Source organism: Micromonospora sp. WMMD737 (assembly GCF_049179055.1).
Lineage (GTDB): Bacteria > Actinomycetota > Actinomycetes > Mycobacteriales > Micromonosporaceae > Micromonospora > Micromonospora reichwaldensis.
Genome location: NZ_JBMHMH010000001.1, coordinates 1,847,622 through 1,869,834, shown reverse-complemented (window position 1 = coordinate 1,869,834; position 22,213 = coordinate 1,847,622). Strand labels below are relative to the sequence as shown.

At 74.4% G+C, this 22,213-nt stretch carries 3 protein-coding genes (1 of these 3 running past the window's edge); all 3 read left to right on the top strand.

All coding sequences use genetic code 11. From position 1 onward, the window contains the following. Tightly spaced (each overlapping or abutting the next), the 3 genes in view from ACN27A_RS07340 to ACN27A_RS07330 form a layout consistent with a single transcriptional unit that may run on beyond the window. A protein-coding gene (locus ACN27A_RS07340; protein ID WP_421450617.1) for a non-ribosomal peptide synthase/polyketide synthase crosses the window boundary here: on the top strand, positions 1–19,905 show its 3' portion. Its footprint begins 3,507 nt before the window's first position; only the last 19,905 of its 23,412 coding nucleotides appear in the window; the start codon falls outside the window, past its left edge; it ends in the stop codon at positions 19,903–19,905. Continuing rightward, a complete protein-coding gene (locus ACN27A_RS07335; RefSeq protein ID WP_421450615.1) occupies positions 19,905–20,888 on the top strand; it encodes an ornithine carbamoyltransferase in 984 nt (327 codons plus the stop codon). Before ACN27A_RS07340 ends, ACN27A_RS07335 begins: the two co-directional genes overlap by 1 nt. Beyond that, the gene (locus ACN27A_RS07330; RefSeq protein WP_421450613.1) at positions 20,885–22,213 is read left to right on the top strand and encodes an MFS transporter; all 1,329 of its coding nucleotides are present in this window, start codon (positions 20,885–20,887) and stop codon (positions 22,211–22,213) included. The genes ACN27A_RS07335 and ACN27A_RS07330 overlap by 4 nt, the downstream gene beginning before the upstream one ends.

Below are 22,213 nucleotides of genomic sequence, written 5' to 3'. Positions count from 1 at the left end.
CGGCACGAGGTGCTGCGTACGTCGTTCGACCTGACCGGCTACTCGGTGCCGATGCAGCTCGTGCACGCCACCGCCGAGATGCGGGTCGGCATGGACCGGGCGCGCGCCACCGACCGGGCCGGCCTGGAACGGGAGCTGCGCGACTTCATCGCCGCCGAGCGGGCCGACATGTTCGACCTCGGCGAGCCGGCGCTGTTCCGGCTGCACGCGCGCGTCTGCGCCGACGGGAGCTGGTGGCTCACCCTCACCGAGTGTCACCCGATCATGGACGGCTGGAGCTACCACTCGCTGATGATGGAGCTGGTCGGCGCGTACCACCGCATCCGCGACGGCCTGCCGGTCGAGCCCCGCCCCGCCCCGCCGGTGCGCTTCGCCGACGCGGTCGCCGCCGAGCTGCGCTCCACCGGCGAGGGGACGGACCGCGCCTTCTGGCACGACCGGGTCGCCGGCCGGGACCGGTTCGTGCTGCCCGAGGGATGGGGCGACCCGACCGCCGCCGAGGGCGCCCAGTACGACCACTGGGTGCCGCTGCACGACCTGGAGCCGGGCCTGCGGGCGCTGGCCCGCGAGACCGGCGTGCCGTTCAAGTCGGTGATGCTGGCCGCGCATCTGAAGGTGATGAGCCAGCTCACCGGGTCGGGGTCGTTCTTCACCGGGCTGGTGTCCAACATCCGCCCCGAGGTCGCCGGCGCCGACCGGGTCTACGGGATGCACCTGAACACGGTGCCGTTCGTGCACGACGCGGGCTCGCGGACCTGGCGGGAGCTGATCGGGCGGACCTTCGCCGGGGAGCTGGAGCTGTGGCCGCACCGCCGGTACCCGCTGCCGGTGCTCCAGCGGGAGGTCGGCGACGGCGGCCGGATGCTGGACGTCCGGTTCAGCTTCCACGACTTCCACCAGATCGACACCGACGAGATCGACTACGCCGACTCGATCGACGACAGCCCCAACGAGTTCCCGCTCGGCGTGATCAGCCGGCTCGGCTTCCTCACGCTGGAGGCCAATCTGCGCCACCTCGGCGTGCCGCAGGTCGCCCGCCTCGGTGGCATGTACCGGGCGGTGCTGGAGGCGATGGTGGCCGACGTGGACGGTGACGCGTCGGTGACGTGTCTGCCGGCGGGTGAGGCGTCGGTGGTGCTGGCCGACGGGGCGTCGGCGGTGGCGCCGGTGTCGCGTTCGGTGCTGGCCGAGTTCGAGGCGCGGGCCGCGGAGACGCCCTCGGCGGAGGCGGTGTCGGTGCCGGGCGGCGCGGGGATCGACTTCGCGGAGCTGGACGCCCGCGCCGGGCAGGTCGCCCGCTGGCTGGCCGCCCGGGGTGTGGGTGCCGGTGCGGTGGTGGGTGTGCTGCTGGACCGGGGCGCCGAGTTGGTGGCGTCGATGCTGGGGGTGTGGAAGGCGGGTGCGGCGTTCGTGCCGGTGGATCCGTCGTACCCGCCGGGTCGCATCGCGGCGATGCTCGCCGACGCGGGTGCCCGGGTCGCGGTCACCTCGCAGCGGTACGCGGACCGGTTCGCCCCGGTCGACGTGGAGGTGGTGCGCGTCGAGGAGATCGGCGAGACGGACGCGCCCCTGCCAGTGCGCGCCACGGGTCTCGACGAGTTGGCGTATGTGATTTTCACGTCGGGGTCGACGGGTCGGCCGAAGGGTGTGCAGGTGTCGCACCGGGGGTTGGCGAATCATGTGCGGTGGGCGGCGGGTGAGTTGGCGTCGCGTGGTGCGGGTGGTTGTGCGGTGTTCTCGTCGGTGGCGTTCGACTTGCAGGTGCCGAATGTGTGGGCGCCGTTGGTGGCGGGTCAGCGTGTGGTGATGGTGGGTCAGGATGTGGATCTGGCCGAGTTGGGTGCGGTGTTGGCGTCGTCGGGGCCGTTCAGTTTCTTGAAGTTGACGCCGGGTCATCTGGAGATTCTTGGTCGGCAGTTGTCGGATGAGGCGTTGGGTTCGTTGGCGCCGGTGGTGGTGGTTGCTGGTGAGGCGTTGCCGGCGGCCCTCGCCAACCGGTGGTTGGGGTTGTTGGGTGCGGGTGGGTTGGTCAACGAGTACGGGCCGACCGAGGCGAGTGTGGGCACGTGCATCTTCCCGGTCGAGACCGAGCAGGCGGGTCCGGTGGTGCCGATCGGTCGTGCCCTGCCGGGCATGACGATGTACGTGCTGAACCGGGACCTGCATCTGGCTCCGGTGGGTGTGGTCGGTGAGCTGTACGTGGGTGGCGTGGGTGTGGCCCGTGGTTACGCGGGTCAGCCGGCGCTGACGGCGGAGCGGTTCCTGCCCGACCCGTTCGCCGTAGCCGGCGCCGGCAACGAGCCCGGAACCGCGGCCGGGGCGCGGATGTACCGCACCGGGGACCTGGTGCGGCGGCTGCCCGACGGGGCGGTGGAGTTCGTCGGGCGGGTCGACCACCAGGTGAAGATCCGCGGCTACCGCATCGAACTCGGCGAGATCGAAGCGGTCGTCGAGGGCACCGACGGCGTCGGCGACGCGGTCGCCCTGGTCGGCGAGTCGGACCGGCTCGTGGTGTTCTACCGCCCGGTCGCGCCGGCCACGGAGCTGGCGGACCGGATCCGGCAGCGGTGCGCCGAGCACCTGCCGGAGTACATGGTCCCGGCCGAGTTCGTCGCCGTGGCGGCGATTCCGCTCAACGCCAACGGCAAGGTCGACCGCGCCGCCCTGTGGGACACCGCGGTGCCCGCGCAGCGGCAGCACGTCGCCCCGGCGACCGAGCTGGAAGAGCGGCTGGCGGAGATCTGGGGCCAGGTGCTCCAGCTCGAACAGGTCAGCACCCGGGACAGCTTCTTCGACCTCGGCGGGCACTCCATCAGCGCCATCGCGCTCGTGGGCGCGCTGCGCGGCGCCGGCCACCCCGTCTCCGTACGGGACGTCTTCGTGCATCGCACCGTCGCCGCCCTGGCCGCGCACCTCTCCGGCGGGGACGACGCGGAGGTAGCGCCCGCCTTCCGGGCCGTCGTCCCGTTCAGCCTGCTCGACGACGCCGACCGGGCCACGCTGCCCGCCGGGCTCGCCGACGCGTACCCGTGCGCGCAGGTGCAGCTCGCCATGCTGGTGGTGACGCTCTCCGACTCGGAGCGGCGCACCTACCACAACGTGTCGGCGTTCCCGATCCGCGACGAGCACGCCTTCGACGGCGACGCGCTGCGCCGGGCCGTACGGACCGTCGTGGAGCGGCACGAGATCCTGCGTACGTCGTTCGACCTGACCGGCTACTCGGTGCCGATGCAGCTCGTGCACGCCGAGGTGCCCGTCGACGTCACGCTGCTCGACCTGCGCGACGGCACGGACGAGGAGGCCGAGAGCCGGCTGCGGGCGTACCTGGCCGCCGAACGGTCCCGGCCGTTCACCCCCGACCAGGTCCCGCAGATGCGCATCGCCGGGGCGGCCGGCCGCGACGACACGTGGTGGTTCGTGCTGACCATGTCGCACGGCATCCTCGAGGGCTGGAGCCACCACTCGCTGCTCATGGAGATCCTCGACAACTACCGCAGCCTGCGCGACACCGGCGCACCGGCGGCGTTCGAGGCGCCCCCGGTCCGCTACGCCGACTTCGTCGCCGGCGAGATCGAGGCGCTGGCGTCGGACGAGGACCGCGACTACTGGCAGGGCGTCGTCTCCCGCCCGGTCTTCGAACTGCCCGCCGGCTGGGGCGAGGACGAGTCGGTCCCGGAGTACGAGTGCGGCACCCGCGTCCCCCTGCACGACCTGATGGACGACCTGCGCGAGCTGGCCAGCCGTACCGACACGTCGCTGAAGAGCGTGCTGCTGGCCGCGCACCTCAAGGTGATGAGCCAGCTCACCGCCGAGCCCGTCTTCACCAGCGGGCTGGTCAGCCACGGCCGGCCCGAGGTGACCGGCGCCGACCGGGTCTACGGGATGCACCTGAACACGCTGCCGTTCGTGCACGACGCGGGCGCGCGTACCTGGCGGGAGCTGATCCGCAACACCTTCGCCGGGGAACTGGAGCTGTGGCCGCACCGCCGCTACCCGCTGCCGGCCGTGCAGCGTCTGGGCGACGGACGCCGGCCGATCGAGATCCTCTTCAACTACCTCGACTTCGAGCAGGTCGACACCGAGCGGGTCGACTTCGAGGACGCCATCTACGAGGCCAGCGGCGAGTTCGGCCTGCACGTCTCCACCCTCGGCGGGGTGCTCAACATCCTGGCCCGGCCGCACCAGGTCAGCTACCCCAACGTCCTGCGCCTCGGCGGCATGTACCGGGCGGTGCTGGAGGCGATGGTGGCCGACGTGGACGGTGACGCGTCGGTGACGTGTCTGCCGGCGGGTGAGGCGTCGGTGGTGCTGGCCGACGGGGCGTCGGCGGTGGCGCCGGTGTCGCGTTCGGTGCTCGCCGAGTTCGAGGCGCGGGCGGCCGAGGCACCCTCGGCGGAGGCCGTGTCCGAGCCGGGCGGCCGGTCGGTCGACTTCGCGGGCCTGGACGCCCGCGCCGCCGTGATCGGGCGGCGCCTGGCGGCCCGGGGTGTGGGTGCCGGTGCGGTGGTGGGTGTGCTGCTGGACCGTGGTGTGGAGCTGGTGGCGTCGATGCTGGGGGTGTGGAAGGCGGGTGCGGCGTTCGTGCCGGTGGATCCGTCGTACCCGCCGGGCCGCATCGCCGCGATGCTCGCCGACGCGGGTGCCCGGGTCGCGGTCACCTCGCAGCGGTACGCGGACCGGTTCGCCGGCGCCGGGGTCGACGTGCTCCGGGTGGACGAGATCGTGGACGACGGCGCCGAGGAGGCCACGGCCGACGGTGACCTGCGCGCGGCCCTGCCCGGACCGATCGACCTCGACGGGTTGGCGTATGTGATTTTCACGTCGGGGTCGACGGGTCGGCCGAAGGGTGTGCAGGTGTCGCACCGGGGATTGGCGAATCATGTGCGGTGGGCGGCGGGTGAGTTGGCGTCGCGTGGTGCGGGTGGTTGTGCGGTGTTCTCGTCGGTGGCGTTCGACTTGCAGGTGCCGAATGTGTGGGCGCCGTTGGTGGCGGGTCAGCGTGTGGTGATGGTGGGTCAGGATGTGGATCTGGCCGAGTTGGGTGCGGTGTTGGCGTCGTCGGGGCCGTTCAGTTTCTTGAAGTTGACGCCGGGTCATCTGGAGATTCTTGGTCGGCAGTTGTCGGATGAGGCGTTGGGTTCGTTGGCGCCGGTGGTGGTGGTTGCTGGTGAGGCGTTGCCGGCGGCCCTCGCCAACCGGTGGTTGGGGTTGTTGGGTGCGGGTGGGTTGGTCAACGAGTACGGGCCGACCGAGGCGAGTGTGGGCACGTGCATCTTCCCGGTCGAGACCGAGCAGGCGGGTCCGGTGGTGCCGATCGGTCGTGCCCTGCCGGGCATGACGATGTACGTGCTGAACCGGGACCTGCATCTGGCTCCGGTGGGTGTGGTCGGTGAGCTGTACGTGGGTGGCGTGGGTGTGGCCCGTGGTTACGCGGGTCAGCCGGCGCTGACGGCGGAGCGGTTCGTGCCCGACCCGTTCGCCGCCGCATCCGGGACCGCAGCCGCTGCCGGAACCGCAGCCGCATCTGGAACCGCAACCGCCGCCGGAACCACGGCCGGGGCGCGGATGTACCGCACCGGGGACCTGGTGCGGCGGCTGCCCGACGGGGCGGTGGAGTTCGTCGGGCGGGTCGACCACCAGGTGAAGATCCGCGGCTACCGCATCGAACTCGGCGAGATCGAAGCGGTCGTCGAGGGCACCGACGGCGTGGCCGACGCGGTCGCCCTGGTCTCCGGGTCGGCCGCCGAGGGCGACGCCCGGCTGGTGGCGTTCTACCGCCCGTCCGCGCCGGCGACCCCGGGCCTGCTCGACCGGATCCGGCAGCGGTGCGCCGAGCACCTGCCGGAGTACATGGTCCCGGCCGAGTTCGTCGCCGTGGAGGCGATCCCGCTCAACGCCAACGGCAAGGTCGACCGCGCCGCCCTCTGGGAGGCGGCGGTGCCCGTCGAGCGGGCACACGTCGCCCCGGAGACCGAGCTGGAGAGCCGGCTCGCCGGGATCTGGGGCCAGGTGCTCAACCTCGAACAGGTCAGCACCCGGGAGAGCTTCTTCGACCTCGGCGGCGACTCGCTGCGCGCGGTCGCCCTGGTCGGCGCGCTGCGGGCGGCCGGCTTCGGGGTGGCCGTCCGGGACGTCTTCGTGCACCGCACGGTCGCCGCCCTGGCCGGGCACCTCTCCGCCAAGGACGCCGCCCCGGCGGCCCCGGCCTTCCAGGCCGCCGCGCCCTTCTCCCTGCTGACCGCCGCCGACCGGGCCGCCCTGCCCGCCGGCCTCGTGGACGCCTACCCGGCCGTGCAGGCGCAGGTAGGCATGGCCGTGGAGATCCAGAAGGACCCCGGCAAGTCGCTCTACCACATCGTGCGCTGCTTCCGGGTGCACAGTGGACGGCCGTTCTCGGCCGACGCGCTGCGGGCCGCCGTGCGGGACGTGGTCGGCCGGCACGAGACGCTGCGTACCTCGTTCGACCTGACCGGCTACTCGGTGCCGATGCAGCTCGTGCACGCCGAGGCGCCCGTCGACGTACGGGTGACGGAGCTGACCGGCGACGACGTCGAGGCGCGGCTGCGGGCGTACGTCGACGCGGAGCGGGCCCGTCCCTTCGCGCTGGACCAGCCGGCGCCGCTGCTGCGGGTCGCCGCCCACCGCACCGACGAGCGGGGCTGGTGGCTCACCGTCGCCGTCAGCCACCTGGTCACCGGCGGCTGGGACCTGAACAGCCTCCTGGTCGAGCTGATCGGCTGCTACGAGCGGCGCAGCGCCGGCATGGTGCCCGAGTCGCCGGAGCCGACCGCCGTCCGGTACGCCGACTTCGTCGCCGCCGAACTGGCCGCGCTGAAGGGCGGCGAGGACGAGGCGTACTGGCGGGGCGTCGTCGACACGTACGCCGGCTTCACCACGCCGGACGGCTGGGGCCGCACCGACGGCCCGCGCGAGAGCCTGCGGACCCGGGTCAGCTACCAGGACCTGGAGCCGAAGCTGCGGGCGCTCGCGTCGACCCTCGACGTGTCGCCCAAGTCGGTGCTGCACGCCGCGCACCTGAAGGTGATGAGCCAGCTCACCGACCAGGGGCGGTTCTACACGGGCCTGGTGTGCGACGCGCGGCCCGAGGTGCGGGGCGCCGAGCGGGTGCACGGCATGTACATCAACGTGCTGCCGTTCGCGCACGCCCGGGGTGCCGGCACGTGGCGGGAGCTGGTGCGGTCGGTCTTCGACCGCGAGGTGGAGCTGTGGCCGCACCGGCGGTACCCGCTGCCGGCGGTGCAGCGGATGGCCGGTGCCGGGTCCCGCCCGATCGACGTCGTCTTCGACTACACCGAGTTCCGCCGGGCCGGGGCGGTGGCCGACGAGTCCGTCGACTTCGAGGCGATCGCCGGGGAGGGCGGCACCGAGTTCGCCCTCCAGGTGACCGCCGCCGGCGGCTTCCTCGACCTGGTCGGCGACAGCCACGTCTTCGGTCCCGCCGCGCTGGCCCGGGTGGGGGCGATGTTCCGCGAGGTGCTGACGGCGATGGTGACCGACCCCGAGGGCGACGCGGTCGCCGTCCGCCTCCCGGCGGCGGAACGCGACGAGGTCGAGGGCTGGTCGTCCGGCGGCACCGCCGAGGTCGGCGGGTACGCCCCAGCGGCGTTCGAGGCGCAGGCCGCGCGCCGGCCGGACGCGGTGGCGGTCACCTGCGACGGCACCCGCGTCAGCTACCGGGACCTGAACGCCCGGGCGAACCGGTTGGCGCACCACCTGCGGGGGCTGGGGGTGGGGCCGGAGGTCCTGGTCGGGGTGTGTGCGCACCGGTCGGTGGAGCAGGTCGTGGGTATGCTGGCGGTGCACAAGGCGGGTGGGGTGTACCTGCCGTTGGATCCGTCGTACCCGGCGGAGCGGTTGGCGTTCATGCTTGCCGACGCGGCGGCCCCGGTGCTGCTCACCACCGCCGAGCTGCGCGGTCAGCTCCCGGCGGCCGAGGCGGCCACCGTGCTGCTGGACGCCCCGGGCGCCTGGGCGGGCCAGCCGGCCACCGACCCCGAGCCGGTCACCCACGCCGACAGCGGCTGCTACGTCATCTACACCTCCGGCTCGACCGGCCAGCCCAAGGGCGTCCTCGTGCCGCACCGGGCGCTGGTCAACCGCTCCGCGTACGCCGGCCGGCGGATCAACCGCCTCGACGAAGGGGCGGTGCTGCTCCAGAAGACCGAGATCGGCTTCGACGTCTCCCCGGCCGAGGTCTACGCCGCCCTGTCGGCGGGCGCGCGGATCGTGGTGGCCCGCCCCGGCGGGCACCGCGACCCCGCGTACCTGCGGGAGCTGATCGTCCGCGAGGGCGTCACCGCCGTCGAGCTGGTGCCGAGCATGCTGTCGGCGCTGCTGGCCGAGGGGATCGGCGGCTGCCGGTCGCTGCGGTCGGTGGCCGTCGGCGGCGAGGAGATCGCCGTCGACGTGGCGCGGGCGTTCCTGGCCGCGCTGCCCGGCTGCGAGCTGCACAACACGTACGGGCCGGCCGAGACCACCGTCGACGTCACGAGCTGGCTCTGCACCGCCGAGGCCCTGGCCGGGCTGACCCGGGTGCCGCTTGGCACCCCGTTCACCAACCTCACCGTCCGGGTGCTCGACGAACACCTGCAACCGGTGCCGGTCGGGGTGCGCGGCGAGCTGTGCATCGGCGGGACGGGGCTGGCCCGGGGCTACCTCGGGGCGCCCGGAACGACCGCGCAGCGGTTCGTGCCGGACCCGTACGGCGCGCCCGGATCGCGGCTGTACCGCACCGGGGACGCGGCGGCGTGGCGGCCCGACGGCACCGTCGACTTCCTCGGGCGCATCGACTCGCAGGTCAAGCTGCACGGCGTACGCATCGAGCTGGGCGAGATCGAGATGGCCCTGCGCGGCTGCCCCGGGGTGACCGACGCGGTCGCCGCCGTCCGCGAGCAGGACGGCCGGCGCACCCTGGTCGGCTACCTCGTCACCGACGGCGGGCCCGCGCCCACCCCCGGTGAGCTGCGCGAACGGCTGCTCGCCGAGCTGCCCGAGGCGACGGTGCCGGCCGCGTACGTCACGATCGACGCTGTTCCCGTGGACCCGCACGGCAAGGTCGACAGGCGGCAACTGCCGGCGCCGGACGCGCGGTCCTACGCCCGGGGCCGCTACGAGCGGCCCAACGGCCCGGTGGAGTCGGCGATGGCCGGCGTCTGGTCGTGGGTGCTCGACCTCGACCGGGTCAGCGTCACCGAGAGCTTCTTCGACCTCGGCGGCGACTCGATGACCGCGGTGACCCTGGTCGGGTCGCTGCGTGCCGCCGGGCACGACGTCACCGTGCGGGACATCTTCGCGCACCGCACGATCCGCCGCCTGGTCACCGCCCTCGCCGAGGCCGAGACCCCCAAGGAGGGGGCCTTTCGCCCCGTCGAGCCGTACGCGCTGATCGACGCCGCCGACCGGGCCAGGCTGCCGGTCGGGCTGGTCGACGCGTACCCGGCGACGCAGGCGCAGGTCGGCATGGCCGTGGAGATCCAGAAGGATCCCGACAGGTCGCTGTACCACATCGTGCAGTCGATCCGGGTGGACGACGGGCGGCCGTTCGACGCCCGCGCGCTCCAGGCGACGGTCGACGCGCTGGTCGCCCGGCACGAGACGCTGCGCACCTCGGTCGACCTGACCGGCTACTCGGTGCCGATGCAGCTCGTGCGCGCGAGCGTCGCCGTGCCGCTCGCCGTGCACCCGGCCGCTGATCACTCCGAGCACCTGGCCGCCGAGCGGCGTACCCCCTTCGACCTGGACTCGGACGCCGCGCTGCTGCGGGTCGCCGCGCACGCCGACGGCGCCGGGGCCTGGTGGCTGACCCTCGCCGTGAGTCACCTGGTGACGGGCGGCTGGGACCTCAACGCCCTGCTCGCCGAGCTGCTCGGCGAGTACGCCCGGCGCAGCCGCGGCGAGGCGCCGAGGCAGGACGAGCCTCCCGCCGTCCGGTACGCCGACCACGTCGCCGGGGAGCTGGCGGCGCTGCGCTCGCCGGAGACGGCCGAGCACTGGCGGGCGGTGGTGACCGGGCGGCCCAAGCTCACCCTCCCGGACGCCTTCGGCGACCGCTCCGGCGCGGCGACGGTCTGCCGGTACACCGTGGACGTCAACGACCTGGACGCGGCCGTCCGGCGGCTCGCCAGCGACACCGACACCTCGGTCAAGGCGGTGCTGCACGCCGCGCACCTGACGGTGATGAGCCAGCTCACCAGCGGGTCCGCCTTCTACACGGGCCTGGTGTGCGACGCGCGGCCGGAGGTGCGGGGCGCGGAGCGGGTGCACGGGATGTACATCAACGTGCTGCCGTTCCCGCACGCCCGCGCGGCGGGGACGTGGCGGGAGCTGGTGCGCTCGGTCTTCGACCGCGAGGTGGAGCTGTGGCCGCACCGGCGCTACCCGCTGCCGGCCGTGGCGCGGCTGGCCGACGCCGGGTCCCGGCCGATCGACGTCGTCTTCGGCTACGTGGAGACCCGGCAGGACGGCGGCGCGGCGGCCGAGGCACCCGGCACGGACCTGGTCGAGGTCGGCGGGCCGGGCGCCACCGAGTTCGGCCTGTCGGTCGGGGCGGGCGGCGGCACCGTCCGCCTGGTCAGCGACAGCCGGACCGCCGACCCGGCCGCCCTGGTGCGGATCGGGGCGATGTTCCGCGAGGTGCTGACGGCGATGGTGACCGACCCGGACGGGGACGCGGCGGCGCCGCGCCTGCCGGCCGGGGAGCGCGAGGAGATCGCCCGGTTCGCCCCGGGCCGGACCGTCGAGGTCGGCGGGTACGTGCCGGCGGCGTTCGAGGCGCAGGCCGCGCGGCGGCCGGACGCCGTGGCCATCACGGCCGAGGGCGTGTCGTTCTCGTACGGGCAGCTCAACGGCCGGGCGAACCGGCTGGCGCACCACCTGCGAGCGCTGGGGGTGGGGCCGGAGATCCTGGTCGGGGTGTGTGCGCACCGGTCGGTGGAGCAGGTCGTGGGGATGTTGGCGGTGCACAAGGCGGGTGGGGTGTACCTGCCGTTGGATCCGTCGTACCCGGCGGAGCGGTTGGCGTTCATGCTTGCCGACGCGGCGGCCCCGGTGCTGCTGACCACCGCCGAGCTGCGGGCGCAGCTGCCGCCGGTCGACGCCACGGTGGTGCTGCTCGACGAGCCGGACGCCTGGGCCGACCGGCCGCCGACCGACCCGGAGCCGCTCACCGACCCGGACAACGGCAGCGTCGTCATCTACACCTCGGGCTCCACCGGCCGCCCCAAGGGCTCGCTGCTGTCGCACCAGGCCCTGGTCAACCGCACCGGGCACGTCGGCGCGCGGGTCTACCGGCTGGGCGCCGACGCCGTCGTGCTCCAGAAGACCGAGATCGGCTTCGACGTCTCGCCGGGAGAGGTCTACGCGGCACTGTCGGCGGGCGCCCGGATCGTGGTGGCCCGCCCCGGCGGGCACCGCGACCCCGCGTACCTGTGCGAGCTGATGGCCCGCGAGGGCGTCACCACCGTCCACTTCGTGCCGTCGATGCTGCCGGCGCTGCTGGCCGAGGGCCTGGCCGGGTGCCGGTCGCTGCGGTCGGTGGCGGTCGGCGGCGAGGAGATCGGCGTCGACGTGGCGCGGGCGTTCCTGGCCGCGCTGCCCGGCTGCGAGCTGCACAACACGTACGGCCCGGCCGAGGCCACCGTCGACGTGAGCAGCTGGGCGTGCACCGCCGACGCCCTGACCGGGCTGTCCCGGGTGCCGCTCGGCACCCCGCACCCGAACCTGCGGCTGTACGTCCTCGACGAGCGGCTCGACCTCGTGCCGGTCGGCGTGCCCGGCGAGCTGTGCATCGGCGGGACGGGGCTGGCCCGGGGCTACCTGGGCCAGCCGGGGCTGACCGGCTCGCGGTTCGTGCCGGACCCGTACGGCCCGCCCGGGTCCCGGCTGTACCGCACCGGGGACGCGGCGGCGTGGCGGCCGGACGGCACCGTCGACTTCCTGGGGCGCATCGACTCGCAGGTGAAGCTGCACGGCGTACGCATCGAACTCGGGGAGATCGAGACGGCCCTGCGCGGCTGCCCCGGCGTGGCCGACGCCGTCGCCGCCGTCCGCGAGCACGACGGCCGCCGCACCCTCGTCGGGTACGTGCTGCCGGCCCCCGGCGACGCACCGACCCCGTCCGGGCTGCGGGAGCGGCTGCTCGCCGCGCTGCCCGAGGCGATGGTCCCGGCCGCCTACGTCACCCTCGACGCCATCCCCAAGGACCCGAACGGCAAGGTCGACCGGCGTCAGCTCCCGGCCCCCGGCACCGGCGCGTACGCCACCGGGGACTACCAGGCCCCGACCGGCGACGTGGAGGAGGAGATCGCCGGGATCTGGGCGCGCGTGCTCGGCGTGGCCCGGGTCGGCGTCACCGACAGCTTCTTCGACCTCGGCGGCGACTCGATGCTCGCGGTCACCCTCGTCGGCACGCTGCGCGCCGCCGGGCACCCCACCAGCGTGCGGGACGTCTTCGCCCACCGCACGGTACGCCGGCTGGCCGCCGCGCTGACCGACGCCGACACCGACGAGTTCCGCCCGGTCGCCCCGTACGCGCTGGTCGGTGCCGCCGACCGTGCCAGGCTGCCCGGCGGCCTGGTCGACGCCTACCCGGCGTCGCGCACCCAGCTCGGCATGCTTGTGGAGTCGGCCGTCAGCGGCGACCGCGCGGTCTACCACAGCGTCCTGGCCCACCAGGTCCGCGACGGGCGGCCGTTCGACGCCGAGGCGCTGCGCGGCGCGGTCCGCGCCGTGGTGGCCCGGCACGAGATCCTGCGCACGTCGTTCGACCTGGTCGGCTATTCGGTGCCGATGCAGCTCGTGCACGCCCACGCCGAACCCGACGTGCGCGTCGAGGACGGCCGGGGCGTCCCGGCCGAGCGGCACGCCGCGCTCTTCGCGGAGTTCATCGCCGCCGAGCGGGCCCGCCCGTTCGACGTCGCCACCGCGCCGCTGCTGCGGGTCACCGCGCACGTGGACAGCGACGAGAGCTGGTGGTTCACCTTCACCATCTCCCACACCGTCACCGAGGGTTGGAGCAGCGCGCGGCTGGTCACCGAGGTGCTCGACCGCTACGCCGAGCTGGCCGACGGCCGCACCCCGACGCCGGCCGCCGTGCCGCCCGTGCGCTACGCCGACTTCATCGCCGCCGAGACCGCCGCGCTGGAGTCGCCCGCAGACCGGGAGCACTGGCGGTCGGTGTGGGACGGACGCGCCCCGTTCACCCCGCCCGCCGGCTGGGGCGAGCCGGACGCGCCGGACGCCACGGTGGACGCCACTGTCGACTTCGCCGACCTGGACGAGGCGCTGCGTGCCCTGGCCCGCGACACCGACGTGTCGGTGAAGGCGGTGCTGCACGCCGCGCACCTGAAGGTGCTCAGCCAGCTGACCGGCGAGCCGGGCTTCCACGCCGGCCTCGTCTGCGACGCCCGGCCCGAGGTGCTCGGCGCCGACGAGGTGCACGGCATGTACCTCAACACGGTGCCGTTCCCGTACGACCGGTCGGCCCGCACCTGGCGGGACCTCGTCGCCGCGGTGTTCGACCGGGAGGTCGCGCTGTGGCCGCACCGGCGGTTCCCGCTGGCGGAGATGCAGCGCGAGGCAGGCCACCGGCTGCTGCACGTCCTGTTCAACTACCAGGACTTCACCCGCGCGACACAGGGCGGCGACGGATCCGGCCCGGTGGTCACCGGCGCCGCCGGCGAGGGCGCCACCGAGTTCGACCTCTCCTGCTTCGCCCAGCGGGGCCGCTACGCGCTCTCCGCCCGGGCGGGGCAGGTCAGCCAGGCCAACCTGGACCGGATCGCCGGCATGTACCGCGCGGTGCTGGAGGCGATGGTCGCCGACCCCGACGGCGACTGCCAGGCGGTCTGCGTACCCGGGGGAGAGCGGGACCGGCTGCTCGGCGTCACCGACCAGGGCGCGGACGAGCCGGTCACGGGCACCATGGTCGAGCTGTTCCGGGCCCAGCTGGCCCGCGACCCCCACGCGGTGGCGGTGGTGGCCGGCGCGGTCGAGCTGACGTACGCCCAGGTCGACGCCGCCGCCAACCGGCTCGCGCACCACCTGCGCGCGGCCGGCGCCGGCCGGGAGACCGTCGTCGGGGTCTGCCTCGACCGGGACGCCGACCTGGTGCCCGCGCTGCTCGGCGTGCTCAAGGCCGGCGCGGCGTACCTGCCGCTGGACCCGGCCCAGCCCGCCGAACGGCTCAGCTACATGCTGGCCGACGCCGGGGCGCGGACCGTGGTGACGACCTCCGCGCAGGCGGAGGTGCTCGCCGGCTTCGACGGGCGGCGGGTGCTGCTGGACGCAGGCGACCTGGCCGGGCACCCGGAGACCGATCCGGGGATCGCCCGCGACCCCGACGACCTGGTCTACGTCATCTACACCTCCGGCTCGACCGGCCGGCCCAAGGGCGTCTGCGTGAGCGACGCCAACGTGCTGCGCCTGCTCGACGCCGCGCAGGAGCACTACGCGGTGGACGAGACCGACGTGTGGGCGCTGTTCCACTCGTACGCCTTCGACGTCTCCGTCTGGGAGCTGTGGGGCGCGCTGCTGCACGGCAGCCGGCTGGTGGTGGTGCCCCGCGAGGTGGCCCGGGTGCCGCAGGACCTGCTGGACCTGCTGGTCACACAGCGGGTCACCATGCTGGCGCAGACCCCGACGGCGCTGCGCGGGCTGGTCCGGCTCGCCGCCGAGGACGCCCCGGGGATCCGGGAGCTGTCGCTGCGGGCGGTGGTGATCGCGGGGGAGAAGCTCGACTTCGCCGACCTCGCCCCGTGGGCGTCCCGCCTCGGGCTGGCCCGTACGGCGCTGGTCAACATGTACGGCATCACCGAGACCACCGTCTACTCCACCTACCACCGGATCACCCGGGCCGACCTGGCACCGGGCGTGGGCAGCCGCATCGGCCGGCCGCTGTCCGGCGTGCGGATGTACGTGCTCGACCAGTACGGCCACCCGGCGCCCATCGGGGTGCCCGGCGAGGTGTACCTGGCCGGGCACGGGGTGGCCCGCGGCTACCTCAACCAGCCCGACCTGACCGCCCGGCGGTTCCTGCCCGACCCGTACGGCCCGGCCGGCAGCCGGATGTACCGCACCGGCGACCTGGCCACCCGCCTGCCCGACGGCAGCGTGGAGTTCCTCGGCCGCCTCGACGACCAGGTGAAGCTGCGGGGCTACCGGATCGAGCCGGGCGAGATCGAGGCGGCGCTGACCGCGCTGCCCGGCGTCGCGGAGGCGGTCGTCGTGCTGCGCGCGGACGACCCGGCCGATCCCCGGCTGACCGCATACCTGGTGGCCGGCGGCGGGGAGCCGCCGCAGGTCGCCGCGCTGCGCGAGCGGCTGGGGCACCGCCTGCCGGAGTACATGGTCCCGTCGGCGTTCGTGCTGCTGGAACAGTTGCCGCGCAACAACAGCGGCAAGCTGGACCGGCGGGCGCTGCCCGCCCCCACCGGCGCGACGCTGGCGGGCCGGGACTTCGTCGCCCCGGCGGGCCCGCTGGAGGAGCGCGTGGCCGCCGTCTGGGCCGACGTGCTGGGCCTGCCGGCGGTCGGCGTCACCGACGGCTTCTTCGACCTCGGCGGGCACTCCATCACGGCGCTGGTGCTGGCCGGCACGATGCGCGCGGCCGGGCTGGACGTGACGGTCGCGGACATCTTCCGGCACCCGAGCGTCCGGGCGCTGGGCGAGGTGCTGGCGAGCCGGGACGCGCCGGCGCCGACCGACCGCCCCGTCGAGCCCTTCGAGCTGGTCGCCCCCGCCGACCTGCCGCTGCTGCCGGCCGGGCTGGACGACGCGTACCCGCTGTCGCGGGTGCAGCTGGGGATGCTGCTGGAGATGCTGGCCGACAACGGCCAGAACCACTACCACAACGTCGTCTCGTTCCTGATCCCCGACGACGAGCCGTTCGACCTGGCGACGCTGCGGACCGCCGTCGACGAGGTGGTGGCCCGGCACGACGTGCTGCGTACGTCGGTGGACACGAGCGGCTATTCGGTGCCCATGCAGCTGGTGCACCGCGCGGTGGACGTCCCAGTTGAGACCCGTGACCTGCGAGGGCTGGCCGAGGCGGACCGGACGGCCCTGGTGCGCCGGCTCGTCGGCGAGGAGTACGCCGAGCTGTTCGACGTCGAGCGGGCGCCGCTGCTGCGGTTCACCGTGTGCCTGGAGACCGACCGGAGCTGGCGGCTGGTGCTCACCATCTGCCACGTCATCATCGAGGGCTGGAGCCTGCACGCCCTGGTGATGGAGATCCTGGACCGGTACCACGCGCGGCGGGCGGGCGCGGAGCCCGACGTCGCCGCCCCGCCCGGGGTGCGCTTCGCCGACTTCGTCGCCGGTGAGCTGCGCGCCCTGGACTCGGCGGCCGACCAGCGGTACTGGCAGGACGTGGTCGAGCGGCACCCGAGGTTCCGGCTCCCCGCCGCGTGGGCGCCGCCCGCGCCGGCCGCCCGGGAGCCGTACACCGAGGTGGTGTCCTACGCGGACCTGGAGCCGCGGCTGCGGGCCCTGGCCTCGGCGGCCCGGGTCTCGCTCAAGGCCGTGCTGCACGCCGCGCACCTGAAGGTGCTCAGCCAGCTCACCGACGAGCCGGCCTTCTACAGCGGGCTGGTCTGCAACACCCGCCCCGACGTGGTGGGCAGCGAGCGGGTCTACGCCATGTCGCTGAACACCCTGCCGTTCCCGCACGACCGGACGGCGGGCAGCTGGCGCGAACTCGTCCAGCGGGTGCACGCCCGCGAGGCCGACCTGTGGCCGCACCGCCGCTACCCGGCGCCGGCCATCCGCACCCCCGGCCGGGGCGCCGGCCTCACCGACGTCTACTTCAGCTACCTCGACTTCACCGAGGTCGACGGCGGGCGCACCGCGCCCGTGGAGCGGATCGGCGCGAGCACCTCCGAGTTCGCGCTCGCCGTCGCCGCGGGCGCCGGCCGGCTCGAACTGAGCACCGACAGCCACGCCATGGGCCGGGCCGACGCCGCGCGGCTGGGCGGCATGTACCGGCTGGTGCTGGAGGCCATGGTGGCCGACCCCGACGGCGACCCCCGGGCGGCGTACCTGCCCGCCGGGGAACGCGACGACGTGCTGGTGGGCTGGAACGCCTCGACCGCGCCCGGATGCGTCGACCTCGTCCCGGACCGGGTCGCGGCGCGGGCCGCCGCCACCCCCGACGCGGAGGCCGTCGACGGGACGACCTACGCCGAGCTGGACGCGGCGGCCAACCGGATCGGCCACCACCTGCGTGCGGCGGGGATCGGCCCGGAGCGGGTCGTCGGGGTGCTGCTGGACCGGGGCGTCGACCTCGTCGCCGCCCTGCTCGGGGTGTGGCGGGCCGGCGGCGCGTACCTGCCGATCGACCCGGGGCACCCGGCCGAGCGGGTCGCCGCGATGCTCGCCGACGCCGGGGCGACGGTGGTGGTGACCTCGGCCGGCCACGCCGACCGGCTCACCGGCGTCGAGCTGGTGCTGCTCGACCGCGACGCCGAGCGGATCGCCGCGCTGCCCGCCGACCCGCCGACCGGCCGCCCCGACCCGGAGCACCTCGCGTACGTCATCTTCACCTCCGGCTCGACCGGCCGGCCGAACGGCGTGCAGATCACCCACGGCAGCCTCGCCAACTATCTCGGCTGGGCGGCCGAGGAGCTGATCGCCGACCGCACCGGCGGCGCCGCGCTCTTCTCGTCGGTCGCGTACGACATGGTGGTGACCAGCATCTGGGCGCCGCTGGTCACCGGGCAGCGGCTGTGGCTGCTGCCGCCCGACGCCGGCCTGGACGAGCTGGGCCCGAGGCTGGCCGACGCCGGCCCGTTCAGCTTCGTCAAGCTGACCCCCGGCCACCTCGACCTGCTGACCCGCCAGCTCGACGCGGAGCAGGCGGCGGCCCTGACCTCACTGCTGGTCCTGGGCGGCGAGGCGCTGACCCGGCAGGTCTGCGACCGCTGGCACGCGCTCGCGCCGGGCAGCGTGCTGCTCAACGAGTACGGGCCGACGGAGGCGACCGTGGCCGTCAGCCGGTACCCGGTCACCGGGCCGCTGCCGGCCGACGTGGCCCCGATCGGCCGGCCGCTGGCCGGGATGCGCACGTACGTCCTCGACGCCGACCTGCAACCGGTGCCGGTGGGCGTGGTCGGCCACGTCCACCTCGGCGGCCCCGGCCTGGCCCGGGGCTACGCCGGCCGGCCGGACCTGACCGCCGACCGGTTCGTGCCCGATCCGTTCGGCGCGGACGGCGGGCGGCTGTACCGGACCGGCGACCTGGGCCGCTGGCTGCCGGACGGGCAGCTCGACCTGCTCGGCCGGGTCGACGACCAGGTGAAGATCCGGGGCCACCGGGTGGAGCCCGGCGAGGTCAGGGCGGTGCTGGTGGCGCATCCGGGCGTGCGGGACGCGGTGGTGACCGTCGAGTCGACGGGCGCCGGCGGACCCCGCCTGGTGGCCTACCACGTCGGCGACGCGCCGGACCTGGCCGCGCACTGCGCCCGGTGGTTGCCCGGCCACCTGGTCCCGAGCGTCTTCGTCCCGGTGCCGGCCATCCCGCTCAACGCCAACGGCAAGGTCGACCGTTGGGCGCTGCCCCCGGTGGACCTTGCCGGGACGGCCGACCACACCCCGCCCCGCCCCGGTCTGGAAAAGCTGATCGCCGACATCTGGGCCGGGGTCCTGGAGATCGACCGGGTGGGCCGGCACGACCGCTTCTTCGCCCTGGGCGGGCACTCGCTGCTGGTCGTACCGGTGGTCACGGCGGCCCGGCAGGCCGGAGTTCCGCTGACGCTGCGGGCGGCGATGCTCGACCGGACCCTGGCCGAGCTGGCCGCCTCGCTCACCCCGACCGGGGCGGCGGCGTCCGTCGAAGCGGCGGGTCCGGCGGTACGCGCCGGCGTGGCGCGGGCCGTGCCGGTGCTGCCGGCGGTCGAGCCGCTGCTCGCCGCCCACCGGGTGCCCGGCGCCTCGCTGGCCGTGCTCGCCGACGGCGAGGTGGTGGAGGTCCGCGCCGCCGGGCACCGCGCGGCCGGCGGCGACGCCCCGGTGACCCCGGCGACCATCTTCCAGGTCGGCTCGGTCAGCAAGCTGGTCACCGCGGTGGGCGCGCTGGTCCTTGTCGGGCGCGGGCAGCTCCAGCTCGACACGGACGTCAACGCGTACCTGAAGGGCTGGCAGCTGCCGGCCGAGCGGCCGGTGAGCCTGCGGCAGCTGCTCTCCCACGTCGCCGGGCTGACCCCGACGGGCAGCACCGGACACCCGCGTGGTGGCCCGGTGCCGAGCCTGTCGGACGTGCTGCACGGCCGGGGCGTGCCCACCGGTCCGGTCCGGGCGCTCGACGCGCCCGACGCGGTGGCGGTGGAGCGCAACAGCCACTTCGTGGTGGTGCAGCAGCTCATGGAGGACGTCACCGCGACGCCCTTCGCCGACCTGATGGCCGAGCTGGTCTTCGCGCCGGCGGGGATGACCGGCAGCAGCTTCGACCAGAGCTTCCCGGAGACGTCCGGCCGGCCGGTGGCCGTCGGGCACGACGAGCGGGGTGAGCCGCTCCCGGGCGGCTGGCAGGTGCGTACGGACCTGGCGGCGGCCGGCCTCTGGACCACCGCCACCGACCTGGCCCAGCTCGTCAGGGAGATCCACCTCGCGTACCGGGGCGACCCGGCCCTGCTGAGCCGGGAGCTGGCGGTGGCGCAACTGACCACCGGAACGGGCGGCGTCTTCGGACTCGGCTGCATGGTGGACCGCATCGACGGGCCCGCCGGGACACGGGTGGAGTTCACCCACCGGGGCCGCATCCCCGGCTACCAGGCGCTCACCGCCGGCCGGGTGCCCGACGGCTCCGGGCTGGTGCTGCTGACCAACGGCGACCAGGGCCACGAGGTCGTGTCGCGGCTGGCGTCCGACACCGCACTGACGGAGGAAATGTGATGACGACCGTACCGAGCATCCTTGCCACGGTCACCGACCCACCGACCCGGCAGGTGCGGCACCTGGTGTCGATCCGCGACCTGACCGACGACGACCTCTACTCGATCGTGGCCCGGGGGGCGCGGTTCGCCGCCGGCGAGTCCGCCAGCCCGCTGGCCGACCGGGTGGTCGGCACCTACTTCGTGAAGACGTCGACCCGGACCCGGACCGCGTTCACCGTGGCCGCGCTGCGGCTCGGCGCGAAGACCATCCAGTACGGGCCGGGCGACCTCCAGGTCAACACCGGGGAAACCAGCGAGGACACCGGCCGGGTGCTGTCGGGCATGCTCGACGTGCTGGTGGCGCGGACCGCCGCCGACCCGGGGGAGATGCGTGACTGGTCGCGCCAGCACCGGATGGCCGTGATCAACGCGATGAGCGCCGAGGAGCACCCGACGCAGGCGCTGGCCGACCTGACCACCCTGCTGCGGCGCTTCGGCCGCATCGAACACCTGCGGCTGCTCTACCTGGGCGAGGCGAACAACACCGCCACCGCCCTGGCCCTGGCGCTGACCCGCTTCCCCGGCGTCGAGCTGGAGCTGCGCACCCCGACGGGGTACGGGCTGCCGGCGGAGATCGCGGCGGTCGCGCGGGAGCAGGCGCAGCGCTGCGGCGCCCACCTCGTCGAACGACACCACATGGACGACCTGCCGGGTGACCTGGACGCCATCTACACCACCCGGTGGCAGACCACCGGCACCAGCAAGCCCGACCCCGACTGGCGGACGCACTTCGCCCCGTTCCAGGTGGACCGGGAGCTATGGCGGCGCAGCCCGCACGCGGTCTTCATGCACGACCTCCCGGCGCACCGGGGGGAGGAGGTCACCGCCGAGGTGCTCGACGGGCCGGCCAGCATCGCCTTCCAGCAGGCGGAGAACAAGCTCTACAGCGCGATGGCCGTGCTCGACTGGTGCCGGTCCACCCCCGCCGGGTCCGCGTCGTGAGCGCGGTCGGGCACCCGGCGGCCACGTCCCGGCAGCCGGGGCGCCTGACCGGCAACCGCGACTTCCTGCTGCTCTGGGTCGGCTCCGGGGTCTCCGCCCTGGGCTCCCGGGCCACCTCGATCAGCTACACCCTGCTGGTCTTCTGGTCGACCGGTTCGGCCACGGCGGCCAGCCTGGTGACCTTCGCCGCGCTGCTGCCCAACCTGGTGACCCAGTTGCCGGCGGGGGCGCTGGTCGACCGCTGGGACCGGCGCCGCACGATGGTGCTCTGCAACGTCGGGCGGATCGTCGCGATCGGCAGTGTCGCGGTCGCGGTGGCCCGGGACTCGGTGTGGCTGCCGCACCTGATGGCGGTCGCGTTCGTGGAGGCCAGCCTGGGCATCTGCTACGCCCTGGCCGAACGCGCCGCGGTGTTCAACGTGGTCCCGGCCGACAGGTACGGCGCCGCGACGGCGGCGAACGAGTCGCGGGCCAACGCGGCCAGCATCCTCGGCCAGCCGGCCGGCGCCGGGCTGTACGCGCTGACCCGCTGGGCGCCGTTCGGCTTCGCCGTGCTGATGCACGTTATCTCGCTGGTCACCCTGCTGTTCGTGCGGCAGGACCTGCAGGCGCCGAAGGCGCGCGCGGACGAACCCGGTGGCCTGCTGACCCGGGTGCGGGAGGGCTTCGTCTTCGTCTGGGGCCAGCTCTACCTGCGCCGCGCCCTCGGCCTCTTCGCGGCGAGCAACATCCTGTTCCAGGTGCTGGGCCTGGGCATCGTGGTGATCGTCAAGAACCTGGGCGGCTCGTCAGCCACGGTCGGGATGCTGCTGATGGTGAACAGCGTCTTCGGCATGGCCGGCGCGATGACCAGCAACTTCTACCTGAGCCGGTGGGGGATCCGCCGGATCATCATGGGGGTCAACATCGCCTGGGCGGTGCTGATGCCGCTGCTCGCGCTGGCACCGGGACTCGCGCTGGCACCGGGACTCGTCGTCCTCGGCGCGATCTTCGCCCTGATCCACTACGGCGCCGGCATCAGCAACGTGGCCGGGATGTTGTACGTGCTCCAGAGCGCACCTGACCACCTGCGCGGGCGGGCCGGCTCGATCGTCATGCTGCTCAGCTCGGGAGCCAACTCGCTGGGGGCGCTGTTCGCGGGCTTCCTGCTCGACTCGACGAGCTTCACCAGGGCCATGCTGATCGTGGGCGGGGCGATGGGGGTGATCGCGGTGCTCGCGGTGCTCGGCTTCGGCGGTCGGGCCCGGGCCGAGGCGGAGCGGGCGGAGGCCGCCGAGCGGGCGGGCCGCGCGACCCGGGACGGCGGCGATATGGACGGAATATAG